The organism is Nesterenkonia sp. DZ6, from assembly GCF_022565835.1.
Lineage (GTDB): Bacteria > Actinomycetota > Actinomycetes > Actinomycetales > Micrococcaceae > Nesterenkonia.
Map to the genome: position 1 here is coordinate 157126 of NZ_JAJOYW010000001.1, position 13579 is coordinate 170704.

The 13579-nt window shown below is 61.9% G+C and carries 10 protein-coding genes; 2 read left to right on the forward strand and 8 right to left on the reverse strand.

Annotated features, from left to right (window positions below; genetic code table 11):
• Positions 1–60: 60 nt before the first annotated feature.
• Positions 61–1374, forward strand: a complete 1314-nt coding sequence (locus tag LTH93_RS00780; protein WP_241469544.1) for a glycoside hydrolase family 26 protein — start codon at positions 61–63, stop codon at positions 1372–1374.
• A 53-nt stretch (positions 1375–1427) separates the two neighbouring features.
• Here the strand turns inward: LTH93_RS00780 and LTH93_RS00785 are convergent, their stop codons facing one another.
• Together LTH93_RS00785 and LTH93_RS00790 are read right to left on the reverse strand one after the other, a co-directional pair.
• Positions 1428–3056: an esterase/lipase family protein gene (locus LTH93_RS00785; RefSeq protein WP_241469546.1), complete on the reverse strand. Its 1629-nt coding sequence runs from the start codon at positions 3054–3056 to the stop codon at positions 1428–1430.
• A gap of 1292 nt (positions 3057–4348) precedes the next feature.
• Positions 4349–4789: an SRPBCC family protein gene (locus tag LTH93_RS00790; protein ID WP_241469549.1), complete on the reverse strand. Its 441-nt coding sequence runs from the start codon at positions 4787–4789 to the stop codon at positions 4349–4351.
• 231 nt (positions 4790–5020) lie between these two features.
• Between LTH93_RS00790 and LTH93_RS00795 the strand changes: the two genes are divergently transcribed.
• On the forward strand, positions 5021–6289 hold the full coding sequence (locus LTH93_RS00795) for an integrase catalytic domain-containing protein (protein WP_241469551.1): 1269 nt from the start codon (positions 5021–5023) through the stop codon (positions 6287–6289).
• Between the two features lie 250 nt (positions 6290–6539).
• On the opposite strand, the gene LTH93_RS00800 is transcribed toward LTH93_RS00795, so the two are convergent.
• The 6 genes from LTH93_RS00800 to LTH93_RS00825 all read right to left on the reverse strand — a co-directional run bounded on the left by LTH93_RS00800 (position 6540) and on the right by LTH93_RS00825 (position 13412).
• Positions 6540–6719 (reverse strand): hypothetical protein, encoded by a 180-nt coding sequence (locus LTH93_RS00800; RefSeq protein WP_241469553.1) that lies wholly within the window; start codon positions 6717–6719, stop codon positions 6540–6542.
• Positions 6716–8323 (reverse strand): FGGY-family carbohydrate kinase, encoded by a 1608-nt coding sequence (locus LTH93_RS00805; protein WP_241469555.1) that lies wholly within the window; start codon positions 8321–8323, stop codon positions 6716–6718. Before LTH93_RS00805 ends, LTH93_RS00800 begins: the two co-directional genes overlap by 4 nt.
• A gap of 23 nt (positions 8324–8346) precedes the next feature.
• Entirely contained in the window at positions 8347–10326 is a 1980-nt protein-coding gene (locus LTH93_RS00810; protein ID WP_241469557.1) for a glycoside hydrolase family 127 protein, read from the reverse strand.
• 55 nt (positions 10327–10381) lie between these two features.
• The gene (locus LTH93_RS00815; protein ID WP_241469558.1) at positions 10382–11197 is read right to left on the reverse strand and encodes a carbohydrate ABC transporter permease; all 816 of its coding nucleotides are present in this window, start codon (positions 11195–11197) and stop codon (positions 10382–10384) included.
• Complete coding sequence (locus LTH93_RS00820) at positions 11194–12015, reverse strand: carbohydrate ABC transporter permease (RefSeq protein ID WP_241469559.1); 822 nt, start codon at positions 12013–12015, stop codon at positions 11194–11196. Before LTH93_RS00820 ends, LTH93_RS00815 begins: the two co-directional genes overlap by 4 nt.
• Positions 12016–12146: 131 nt before the next feature.
• The gene (locus LTH93_RS00825; RefSeq protein WP_241469560.1) at positions 12147–13412 is read right to left on the reverse strand and encodes a sugar ABC transporter substrate-binding protein; all 1266 of its coding nucleotides are present in this window, start codon (positions 13410–13412) and stop codon (positions 12147–12149) included.
• Between the last annotated feature and the right edge of the window lie 167 nt (positions 13413–13579).

Sequence of the window (13579 nt, forward strand, 5' to 3'; positions counted from 1 at the left end):
GACGCAGAGGATTCCCCGGTCGCCCATCAGCGTCTCGCCGGTCCGACTCAGGCCCTTCCCATGGACCGTCCCATTATCGGACTCAACCCAGACTGGGGCGTGAAGGCGCTGGAGCAGTTCGCGACCACCACCGGGGTCTCCCCCGGTGCAGCCGTGTCCTTCATAGACATGCCGTTCTCCTCCACCGACGCACGGAATGTGCTCGCCGCCGCGGAACAGGTGGCCGGCATGGGCGGGGTGCTCATGCTCACCCTGGAACCGCACAAAGGACTCGGCGCCGTCACCGAGGAGTCAATCGCCGAGCTGACGGATCTCCTGGGGGAAGTCAACGCCTCCGAGGTCCCGGTACTGCTGCGCTTCGCCCACGAGATGAACGGCTCCTGGTATCCCTGGGCATGGCAGCCCCAGGCCTATGTGCAGGCCTTCCGGCAGGTCGCCGCCGCCGTGCGCGAGCAGACCACGGCCACCGAGATGATCTGGGCCCCGAACTACGGCGGCGGATATCCCTTCGTCGGCGGTCAGTACGCCCCAGATCCCGGAACGGAAGCGTTCGAGCTGCTGGACACCGACGCCGATGGCGAGCTCACGCAGATGAATGACCCTTACGCCCCCTTCTATCCCGGTGACGACGTCGTGGACTGGGTCGGGATGTCGCTCCACCACTGGGGAGATTCGTATCCATGGGGAAGCAACGACCTGCCCGAGCCCGCGAAGTTCGCCGAGCAGCTGCGCGGGACCTACTCCGGACTCGCCGGCGACGAAAGCATGCTTCCAGACTTCTATGAGCTCTATGCGGCGAACCGCGACAAGCCGCTGGCCATCCCGGAGACCGCGGCGTTCGTCACCGCGGACGCGGACCCCGAGCTGTCCCTGCAGATCAAGCGGCGATGGTGGCAGCAGATCTTCTGCTCCCGGGCCGTGTCGGTGAACTCCGCGGTGCTTGTCGCCCAGGTTGGACTCAGACGTCTGAGCCAACTGCTCAGACGGTGCCTTGTCTTCCCCCGGAAGTTCCTGCGCTGGGTCGCTCATCGCTGGACTCGTTCTCCCACTGGTGCGGAGCAGGATCCAGCTCAGCGGGCCCTTCCGGCGGAGGTCTTTGCCGATGCTCGAGATGCAGGCCCGCTCGATCACGTCCTTCCGCACGTTCCCGGTGAGCCAGACACACAGATCGTGCCGGACAGCATAGTCGCGATCATCACCGTTCGTGATGGCGGATCGGTCCGACCCACCACCCATGCAAGGACTGCCCTGCCAGGTGAATCGACGAACCTTTCCTCGATACCGATCTACGGCTCCCCACGGAGTCGGTATCAGCCCTCCATCCCTGGCTGGACGCTCTGCGAGGTGTTGGGAATCGCAATTGATCGACGCTGACTGCGGCACGTTCATATGCCAGCTGCAACGCTGCCCTCCAAGAGGGCGAGTCTTCAGATCTGCGCGTAACTGGGGTCGTCGGCGGGTCGTCGGCCCTGCACGGTGAGGCGGACGGCCGCGGACTCGCCGAGGAACGACCCCGAAGGAGAAGGCAGCGGGACATGTCTGACCCAGCGCCCTGCGGTGTCGTCCTGATCCGTCAGCGCGGCATCCTCGGGTGGATCGTAGCCGCGGAGGGGAGACTTGATCTGGGATGCCCAGGTTGCCCACGCCCTAGGGACACTCCGCTGGGAATCGGGTGCCTCTATGTCGACGACCAACATATCGTCGAAATCGGCGGATTGCTCGAGGTGGTCTCCGAAGCTGAAGAGGCCATTGTTCTCCTGCAGCGAGAGCACCCGCAGGTGGAGGACGTACCGCATCCTCGTCGCGTTGTCGGGCCTGCCTTCTTGGGAGGACAGAAAGGTCGTGACCAAGGGTGTGGGACGATCGGCGGTGTCGGTGTCCTTGGGCCACTCAAGCTGAATGGGGCAGTGGTGCGCCGCCAGCTGCTCGTGCATGACAATCGGTAGTCCCCGCACCGAGAGCCGGGTCTCCGCCTGCCACGTCACGTTCTTGTTCGGCTCCCCCGGCAATCGATAGTGAACTAAGTCAGCGGTGACCTGTAGGTCCCCGAAGAGGAATCGCTTGAGATTCTGATAACCCTCCTCGGAGTTGACCATTCCGTACCGACCCGAGTGGCTGCGATGTACGAAGGCGAAGTTGGCATCGGAGATGTAAGCGGATTCGATCTGCACCAACCCGTCGCTCTTGGGTCCAACGGCCTTGGCCGACAGGCCCAGCGCCACGTCATAGTCGCTGGGGTTGGTACCGACCAGGCAGAACACCCGGTCTCCCGGAAACGATTGCGGGGGAATCCGATTGGCTTTCCAATCTGGTGGCGGCCTGTCGCCACGCTCGGCCTCTGGAGTGAGATAGGCGTACATCTCTCGACGACCGAAGATGTTGCCGCCCTGGATGTTCAGCGTGTCCCGCATCTTCTCGAGGAGCCCAAAACCCACACTGAAATGAATGCCACCATGTGGCGTTCCGTAGGTGAAGAATCGGTCCACGTGCTGCAGCGCATGTTCGCCCCGGTCTGGCAGCACCTTTTGGATGAGACAGCGGCAGATCAATCCGCCCATTGAGTGGGCCACCAGATGCACTCGGGGTGCCCCGGTGCGGTCCTTGATCAACATGACGAACTCACGCAGAGACTCCGCGGCCGACTCGAGGTCAAACTCCCGGTAGGCCTCAGAGCCATCGATGTCGTCTTCATCGCCCCCCGCAAGAGCCCTGCTAGGCAGGCTGCGCGCAGAGGTGTCATAAAATCGGTGCACCCAGATCGATGCGGGCTCAACGGATCCCGACGCAGCATCTCTAAGATATTGTTCTTGACTTCCACGAACAAAGACTTCGTAACCGCCGCCCCTAACATCGCCTGGAGAATGATCGGATCGGCCCTCCCCCATGAGTCGCAACAACGGGCTCTCGAACTGATAGAAGCTCGGTTTCCCAGACAATCCGACTCGGATATGGACCGACCCATCATTGAACCCGTAGAACGGGTCCTCCACCGCCCGATCGATCCCAGCATCACCCCCAGCGAAACCGCGAACGTACACGATCGGCAACTTGTTCATGACGCCTCCGTCTCACAAGTGCTGCATGACGCTTTGATTGTTCATCTGATGACTGCTCGCGGTCAACGACCACCAACCGACGTCTCTGTTGCCGACAGCCAGTCCTCGTGGATTTCGCCGATCAGGTCCTCATCCCTAAGTTCGACTCCCAGAAACAATCGCTCAGCCGCTCTCAGGCCGAGGTGAACAGCGCCAGGTCGACCCCTCGTACCAATTTGCACTGTTCGCGATGAGTTAACCTATATTGAGCGCGGTAAAAGAGTTTTTCAGGTTTAACGAATCGACTTGAAGCGACTCATTTTTGGTGCAACATCTTTTTGAGCTAAATGGATGCGGCCATGTCTCGTCGAACAGCTCCTGCTCTTCTCGTGGGGTACTCGACACTGGCATCCGCTGCTGCATGCGCACCAGGGCGGGGCGGATCCGGGCCAGCTGATCAGTCATTCCAATGCTGGGTCTTATTGCGCATGGCGCAGTCAACAAGGACTTCGTCTGGCGGACGACCGCATCGGGAGCGCCACGATCTCCCTCGGAGCCAAGGATCTCGTCCTGCTTGCCGCCCGAACTGGGAACAGTACCTTCGGTTCGATCGAGTTTAAGGTCGAGAGCCCCCTCATCTCCGGGCGGGGTGCCTCTTATAAGGCGTATCTGGGCGTGGTGGCAGCGTGAGGCAGGACGACGCAAGGAGACACGTGACTAGGGCGTGTTTCCAAAGGAGCTTCATCCATACTGTGATGGCGTTTGGGTTGCGCCACGGTTTGAAGGTGTGAAGGCAGAGTCCCCCGACGTTTCGGTTCCTGTAGGCGAGCGAGTCGAAGGCCGGCGGGTGAGGACCGCGATGTCTGCAGTCGAGGCCCTGGTCCGAGCGTTCTGGATCACTGCCTTGACTTCTCCCTATCCGCGAACACCACTGACCCGGATGCCCTTCAATCGGAGTCAGGACTGCCGCCACGATCCTCACCGAAGTCGTGGACAAGGACTTCAGAACCGCGAACCACGTGGCCCCCTCCGCGGAAATCGCGCCGGACGTGCGTAGCCGTTCTCCACCCGGCAGTTGAGAACCTTCCGCAGCGATCCCTCGCGCCCTTCGAGCATGGATTTCAAATTTCCGGGTGATCAGAAACCTCGGCATCAGGAGCCACAAGTTTCACGAGGCTGGAGCGCCGTGTGGGTCGCTCCGGTCGTGGAAGTGGTGGATGAAGAGTGCTACCCGATGCCCCTCGGGGAGCCACCGGTACATCTCTGGCGCACCTCGGCACCGAGACCGACCCATGCCGATCCAGGGACAGCGATCATCCCTCTTCGAGAATAGCTTTCAGGTTGGCGAGGTTGCTGTTCATATCGCGTTGATACATGTGCGCCACCAGAGGATCGGCCAATTTGCCGAAGAAGCCGCCCATCGCCTCTGTGGACCCGTCGTAACGAACCTCCGTGGAGTCGCCGACCTGCAGAAGCGAGAAGGATATATGGAACGGGAAAGGTGCTTTGACACTCCGGAAAACGAATGTTTCTGGTCGCTTGATTTCGACGACTTCCGTCTCCCACTGCAGCTTCTTACCCGCAACCTTGACGGTTCCTCTCGAGCGATCACCCACCGTGGGTTCATCACTCCAGTCAGCATCGAACTCCTGCAGTCCCGACTGCCAGATCACCTGAGTCTCTGAGTTCACGATATACGTGAACACCTCCTCACGCGGTAGGTCAATGGTCACTTTGGAATGGAACTCAGGCATACGGTCCTCCTAGACACGACTGGTTCAACCTGACCAGAGTCACTGCACCGACATCGAAGTCTGCACTCTGGATCCATCGTGACCCGCCGAGCTCCCTCATGCAAGGGTGCGACGATCCTCATATAAAGTCCCCGCGTAGCAGGGGCCGTGCCTCAGATACTTCTCCCCGCGAAATCTTCCGCAGGACCTGTGGCACGGCAACGATGGGGTATGGCTGACAGGGACGTGTCGATGAGGACCCGCATCGAAGTGACCAAGAAGTACGCGCAGGCCTACGCCCGGGCGACGAAGAAGCAAAAGGCAGCGATCCTGGACACCGTTGTCAGGATCACCGGTTGGAACCGGGACCACGCCCGTCAGCAGCTGCGCCGACGCCTCGCCCAACCACCCGGGCGGGCAAGCGCGACCGTGGCTGTCCTGGACCGACGCAAGAGTCGTCCACGCAGATATTCCTACGACTCTCTGGTGGTGCTGCAACAGATCTGGTCGGTCTCCGGTGGGCTGTGTGGGAAATACCTGGCTGCCTCGATGACCGAATGGATCGAAGCAATGCAACGCCATGGCTCGCTGATCCCGGGCCAGGATCGATACAGCCCCGAGGTGCGCGAGGAGCTGCTCGCGATGAGCGCCGCGACGATTGATCGCTACCTTGCCCCGGCAAAGGCGAAGGAGCCGCTGCGCGGAAGGTCCACGACCAAGCCCGGATCGCTGCTTCGCGCCTCGATCAACATCCGTAGGGCCGGTGACGAGGTCGAGGACGAACCCGGATTCTTCGAAGTCGACACCGTCGCCCACTGCGGCCCCACCCTCAAAGGTGAGTTCGCCCGCTCGGTGAACCTCACAGATGTGCACACCGGCTGGGTGTTCACCCGCGCGATCCGCAACAACGCACGGATACATATCCTGAGTGTCATGGAAGCCGCTGTGGAATCGATTCCGTACCTGCTCAGCGGCTTGGACTTCGACAACGGCGGGGAGTTCATCAACCACGACCTGGTCAGCTGGGCCGGGCAGAGACAGATCTACTTCACCCGGTCCAGGCCCTATAAGAAGAACGATCAGGCCACCATAGAGTCCAAGAACGGGCACGTGGTTCGGCGTTATGGGTTCTACTACCGGTATGACACCGCGGCGGAGCTGGCGCTGCTGAACCGGCTCTGGCCCCTGGTCAATGAGCGGTTGAACTTCTTGACCCCGACGAAGAAACCGATCCGCTGGGCCACCGACACGCTCGGTCGACGCAAGCGGATCTACGACGCTCCGCAGACACCGTTTCGCAGGTTGCTGGCCTCTGGAATCCTGAGCCCCGCTCAGCAGAGTGAACTCGGAGATCACCACGATCGACTGAACCCCATGGCCATTGCTGCGGAGATCGATCAGATCCAACAACAGCTGATCAGGCTGGCCGGGGAGAAGACTCGAGAGCTTGAGCGAGAGGTTCGGATCGCGACCGCGATGCCTGATCCTGGTGGTATCCGATTCAACCGGCAGGTCGGTTAGGTTTCGCGGGGACTTTTATCTGAGGCACGGCCTGTAGTTCCCGGGGACTTGCCAGTGAGGCACCACGGGGTGGACGAGCCGCACCAAAGTGCGGAGCGCCTCCGTCGAAAACCGAGGCGCAGGTGTCGGTGGGAGAGCACCTGCCGACGTCCAACCCGCTTCTAGTTATGAGGTCATCTGTCTCGAATGGGGCTTTGTGAACAATGCCCTGGCTTCCGCAGACGACGCCGCGAATCTGGCGCATGTGCCGCTAGACGTCGGCGTGGGCGGCGGCCTGCTCGGAGAGCTCCACCCGCTGGGAGACGTAGCCTGTGGTCCAGGCCACCAGACCGTTGCGGGACAGCTCGGCATGCAGGCCGGATGCAGTCTCATACGCCGTCGCGATGGCCGGTTTGGCCGAGGCCGAGAAGACGTTCAGATGCAGGGTCATTTTCGCTCCTCGAGGATTTCACCCGCGGCGAGTTCCACCGGCAGACCCGTGAGCCACCGGCCCAGGAACTCCGCGTAGTCGGCGATCTCGACCTCCGAGGGCTCCACAGTCTCTGCCTCTGAGCCCGCGAAGGCCTCCTCATCGAGCCAGTCCGGGAGGCCACGTGACGCTGCGCTTCCAGTCGCCACCGCCCGGGCATACCTGGCCAGCACCGCGATGCCCCAGGCGCCACCCTCGGAAGCATCCTTCATCACCGACACCGGTGTCCCCAGAGCCGCCGCCAACGCCCGCTGGGCCACTCCACCGGTGCGAAGCAGACCCCCATGCGCGAAGAACCGGTCGACCGTCACGCCTTCCTCGGCCAGGACAGCCATTCCAACGCTGAGCGCGGCGAAGACCCCCAGCAGCTGGGCCCGGGCGAACCCGGCCAGGCTCAGCGGGGTTCCCGGGGTACGCACAATCATCGGGCGCCCCTGGGTCACGCCGATGATCGGCTCAGCGGCCAGCAGGTTGTACGCCAGCAGCCCGTTCTGTGATGCCTCGGCCTCCAGCGCGCCACTGAGCATCGCCTGGAAGACCTCATCAGCATCAGGCGTATAACCAAGTCTTGTGAGGAATTCACCGAAGACCCCGGCCCAGGCGCCGAGCTCGCTGGCACCGTTGTTGCAGTGCACCATCGCGACCAGCTTGGCATCCGGGGTTGCGACGATGTCAATCTCACCTCGCGTGCTTCGCAGCGAATCTTCGAGCACGAGCATCGCGAAGATACTGGTGCCTACGCTGACGTTGCCGGTCCGGGCGCGCACCGCGTTGGACGCGACCATCCCGGTGCCCGCGTCACCTTCGGGCGGGCAGAACATGATCCCTGGCTCCAGGGCCCCGGTGGCATCCAGCAGCTGGGCACCTTCCGGGGTGAGGAAGCCCGCCTGCATCCCCGCAGACGCCACCGGCGGCAACAGCTGACTCAGGGGCCTGCCGCTGTCGGGTCCCGCGGTGAGCTGGTCGAACCGGTCCAGCATTTCGGCGTCGTAATCCGCTGTGTCCGGATCGATGGGAAACATCCCGGAGGCATCCCCGATCCCGAGAACATGGGTGCCGGTGAGCAGATGGTGGACATAGCCGGCCAGGGTGGTCAGGGTGTGGACCCTGGGCACGTGGGGCTCGGCGTCGAGGATCGCCTGGTAGTGGTGAGCCACCGACCAGCGCAGCGGGATGTTCTGCCTCAATTCCTCGGTGAGCCGAGCGGCTGCCTGCGTCGTGGTGGTGTTGCGCCAGGTCCTGAACGGGGCCAGTAGCTCCCCGGCCGAGTCCAGGGCCAGGTAGCCGTGCATCATCGCCGAGACGCCGATCGCCCCCACCACACGCAGATGTATGCCGTGGACCTTCACAACCTGCGCGGCGAGGTCAGCATAGGCCGCGGCCAGGCCCTCACGCACCGCCTCCAGGGAGTACGTCCAGACGCCGTCAAGGAGTTCACTCTCCCAGGAGCTGGAACCCGTGGCCAGGGTCTGACCCGATTCACCCACCAGGCATGCCTTGATCCGGGTGGACCCGAACTCGATGCCTAGGGTGGTGCGCTCTTGACGTATCCGCTCATCGTTCATGCGCTTGTCCTTACTGATCAGCTCTAGGCTTCGGGGATCCACACGCGCATTGTTGAGGGCCCCCGGTTCGCCCACTCGTGATAGGCGACCAGTGCAACGTCATGACGCGGCCTCTCCACGGTTGAAGAATCCCGTGACTCCGTGGTCCCCATGTCTGGCGAGAAGTAGGGCCATTCGAGGTCTTGATTCTCGTGGATCAAGGTGGCCACTCGAGTCCCGGCGCCGTCCTGGACCGGAAGTTCGCTGGTGTCGACCCGCACGCCCGAGATGTCCGCACCCGGGACCGAAGACCGCAGGTCCACAGACTCCATGGCCATCACGAGCGGCCCTTGCTCAACGGCGACCTGTCCGCGGACAGCATCGATGCGCGGGTCAGCCCTCGTCCAACGCGCCTGAACAGGGATATCAAGGATCAGCGTCGAGCCTGGGCGAAGTGAACCGGTGACTCGCACGTACCCCGGATCCACGGTGACAGGCTCAGCGCCTGAATGCGAGAGAGTGGCTGAGTCGGCCCATTCCGGAACACGAAGATCCAACGTCCACTCCCCCGCTGGGGCTTCGAGGACCTGGATCTCAATGCGGGAATCCCTCGGGTACTCCGTGGACAGCTGGAGTGACACCTTCGAACCGCCCTTCAACTCGGTGGTGAGCGCCCCGGAGAAGTACTGGTGGATCTGCACGCCCTGGTCGCTCTTGGTGGCCATGTATGCCCCCAACGAGGCAAGGGTCCGTGTGAGGTTCGTCGGGCAGCATGAGACCTGGTACCAGGGAGCACGCGATGAGGATGCTGCTCGTGGGCTCGCTTCCTCCGCCGCGGGCGCGTCACCCTCCTCACGGTGGTGAAGAGTGTTGGTGTAGAAGAATGAACGCCCGTCGGCACCCACCGCCGTGGCAATGATGTTGTACAGGGTCCGCTCGATGGCATCACCATGTCTCGCATCTCCCGTGCTCAGCAACAGTCGATGATTCAACTGGACGGAGGCCACTCCGGCGCAGGACTCCGCATAGGCCCTGTCGGCTGGCAGCTCATAGTCCTGGCCGAATGACTCGCCCTCGTGGTGAGCGCCCATTCCACCGGTGATGTAGGTGCGGCGGGACAAGGTATTGATCATCTGAGTCTGCACAGATTCGAGCAGACTCTCGTCTTCGGTCTCGACGGCGACATCGACAGCCCCCGAACCGAGGTACAAGGCGCGTACTGCGTGGCCCCGAAGCACAGAAGCCTCCCGCACAGGAATATCGTCCTGGAAATAGGAGGGCCCGAAGTCGATCTCTCCCAGGTGCCCCTGGCCACGCCGAGCCACGAAGAGCTGCGCCTGACGCAGGTACGCTGCGTTGCTGGTCACCCGGTAGAGCTCCACGAGCGCCGTCTCGACCTCAGGGTGACCTCCGAGACGGGTGTCGGTCTCGGAGCCGAACTCCGCACAGATGTGATCGGCGGCCCCGATGGCGATTTCCACCAGTTGATCGACGCCGTGGGTTCGAGCTCGTGCCACACCCGCCTGGATGAGGTGCCCATAACAGTAGAGCTCGTGACCCCACTCGAAGTCAGAATAGCGAGGCGCCTGCCCCGGTCGACCAAAGTTCGTGTTGATGTAGCCGTCGGACTCCTGTGCCTTGGCGACTCTGGTAGCGAGTTGCTTGAACCGTCGGTCGAGGTCCTGGTCGCCGGTCCGTGCAATCTCCCATGCCATGCCCTCGAGTAGCTTGTAGATCTCAGAGTCCGAGAACTCACGACCCTGGCGCTTCCCGGGCAGCTCCCCCGTGCCGGCGTGGTCGAAGTTCTTCGCCCACCCGCTGCGTTCGATCCATTCCTCTATATGGGGCAGCGTCACGTTGTGGTTGAGCGACTGCCGATGTCCCCAGAACCCGCCGGCGAACTCGATGTCAGTGAGCGGAAGCGGTTGCCAGTGCGACTGTGAGGGGGCGACTGGAACTGGGGACTGTGTCGGGACCAGACCGGTGATTGCTCCGTCGGGTCTGGGCTGTGGAGTCTGTGCCAAGGGAAATCTCCTTAGAAGTGACGAATGATGCGCAGGTTCAAGGACGAACGTGGTCTTACTTCACCGCTCCCACGGTGAGCCCATCGCGCAACAGCCGGTATGTGGCCGTGAAGACGATCAGGATCGGGATGGATGTCAGCACCGCGAGTGCCATCAGGCCGGGCCAGTTGATCCCGAAGGCAGAGACCTGTTGTGAGAGCAGTGCCGAGAGGGGGTAGTTTCCTGGGCTGAGGAAGAAGCTGACTGCGTAGAGGAATTCTCCCCATGCCAGGAGGAATGTGATTGAAGCGACCGTGAGCATCCCGTTCCTGGCGATCGGTAGGACGATCGACCAGAAAGTTCGCAGTTGACCTGCCCCGTCCAGCGCTCCTGACTCTTCGAGAGAGATCGGCACTGACCGGAAGAACGGTCGCAGCAGCAGAGTGGCGAACGGAGTAAGCAAGGCGGTATCCGCAATGATGATGCCGACTAGTTGGTCGAGAAGCCCCCAGTTTCCGAAGAGGTCAAAGAGCGGAATCACCTGTGCGGTCTGGGGCATCATCTGCAAGATGATGAGTGCGATGAGTCCCACAGTGACCGACCAATGTTTGACTCGTGCGAGCCCGTAGGCTGCCGGCACGGCGATGAGCAGGACCAGCGCGGTGGTGCCTGTGGCTATGAGGACTGACTGTTGGAGAGCCTGCCAGAGGGCGCCATCGAGGGCATCGCTGTAGGCGTCCAGTGTGGGGTCAAAGAGGAATGCGCTGTCTGCGGCGAAGACCTCTGAGGAATCTTTGATCGACGTGAGGACGATCCACAACAGCGGGATCCCGTACATCAGTGTCAGCCCTAGTTTGATGAGGGTGGTGACTGGCCCGGCCTTGGCTGTCATCCTTCGCCCTCCTCTCGGCGAATGCTCCATGCGTAGGCGCCGGCGAGTGCAAAAACCCCGAGCACTGCAACGAACGATGTGGCGGCGCCGAGCCCGTAGTCATACTGGTTGAATGCTTGGAGGTACCCCAGGAACGGAAGGGTTCCAGTCGAGGTGCCTGGACCACCGAAGGTCATCACGTAGATGAAGTCGAAGCTGCGGAAGCCGTACACCACTGTCAGCACGAAAAGTACGAGGCTGGTGGGCCGAACGGCTGGCATCATCACGTAGCGGATCTCCTGCCATTTGCTCGCGCCATCGATGGCTGCCGCCTCGAAGACCTCGGGAGAGATATTCATCAGGGCGGCCCGGAACACCAACGCGTTGAATGGGATGACCGCGAACGCTGCGACGAAGGCGACCGAGAATAGCGCCCACTGGGGGTCGTAGAGGAATGGGACGGTGGGCAGGCCCACACCCGTGATGATCGAGTTGATCAAACCTCGTTCAGCGAGAAGAAACTTCCAGACCGAACCGTTGACCACGGGCGGCAACGCCCAGACGAACACCATGATCGCAAGAAGGCTTCCTGACCAGCGCCCCCGGGTCCGCAGTGCGACGGCGGCCACGAATCCCAGGCCCATCCCGCCTACTGTCACGATCGTGACTACGACGAGAGTTCGGTAGAGCGAGACTGCACTATCGCCATCCACGAATCCCTTGATGTAGTTCTCGAGCCCTACAAAGAGCCAGTCGTCTGCGTTCAGGGTTGAAGATGTCACATCGTGCAGGCTCATCCACAGGAGCTGCACCAGCGGGAATAGTCCGAAGATTCCCATGAAGATGGCGGCGGGGATGAGAAACCCGAAGTGGCGAGGAAGCTGTCTTCTCTTGCGTGGTGGGGTTAGCACCTGCTCCCCGCGTCTCCCGACAGGAGACGCGGGGAGTCGGCGAGCTGGAAGAGCAGTGGTCATTGGTCCAGCAGGCCTTCGAGATCGGCGATGGCATCGGCGGCGGCATCCTCAGGGCTGGCCTGGTTGCCGATGGTGGCGCTCCATGCCTGCCCCATGGTGACTTGGACATCCGCCACCGACTCCGCTGGCACTGCCTCCACGGGGTAACGCGTTCCGCTCGTTTCGATGGACTCGCTGAAAGGCTCCAGCAGCTCATTCATCGCGACGACATCGTCTTGTGCGGCATCGGCGCGCGAAGGCAGCGAGCCCACGAGTTCTGGTGCAAGAAGCTGAGCTTCCTGGTCGTAGTAGGTGCTCTCCAGGTAGTCCCAAGCCAGGTCAGGGTTCTCGCTGTTCGTACCTATACCCTGCCCCTCACCGCCCAGGTAGACCCCGCCCTGTTCACCTACGGGGAATGGGACGACTCCGTACTCAAAGTCGGCCTCGGATTCCGCGGTCCCCTGTTGCCAGTTGCCGTTCAATGCGAAGGTGTAATTCCCTGCTGCGAACTCTTGGAACGGAACAGTCTGGTCCCAGTTCACCGCCTCCTGGGAGAGCCATCCGTCTTCGACCCATTGCCGAACACGTCCGAGACCTTCAGCCAGGGCATCCTCTTCCGGCGATTCGTAGCTGAAGCCGGCTTCGGAGAGTATCGGGTATGCCTGCCATTCGCCCTGGGAGTTGGGGAGGCCGGAAAGCGTAATGCCTCCATTTCCGGCATCCACCGTCTGCTGGAGGGCGTCCTCTAACTCTTCCATCGTGGTGGGCGGCTCGATACCAAGTTCCGCGAGAATGTCAGCGTTGTACCAAAGCCCGAGCAGGTTGACGTAACCCTGGGCGGCATAGGTCTCATCATCCACGACGTGGAGCGCAGCTTCCGAGAACTGGTCAGAGTCCTCAAAGTTTTCCCAATACTCGTCCATGGGGGTGAGCGCGCCGCCCAAAGCGAGCGTCGACGCGTCGGCACCATTGAAGACGGCGACATCTGGGCCCTCACCTGCACCGGTGGCGGAGAGCAGGTTGGAGTTCATCTGGTCATAGGGGACGAAGACGTTCTCAACAGTGACGCCTTCGTTCTCCGACTCGAATTTCTCCTTGTATTGGTCCATCAACTCGACCTGGTTGTCGTCGCTGAAGTAATGCCAGACTGTGACGGTCTGATCCTCGGCCCCCTGCTCCCCACCTTCCCCGCCTTCCCCACCGCCGGTGCAGGCGCTCAGTGCGAGGATCGCAGCCATCGAGGTGCCTGTGACGCCCAATTTCGAGATTCGTGGACTCTGCATGTCCCCTCCTTCTGTCAAGCCTGTCGACCGCCGAGACGCGACTCGATCAGGATTTCGAAATTTACCGAAAACGGTTTCTGTCACGGTAACAGTGAGGTGCATCACACACAAGACCCTCCAAGTGCTTCAATCGCGGAGAACAGCCGGGGTAAAATACCTGGATGAGG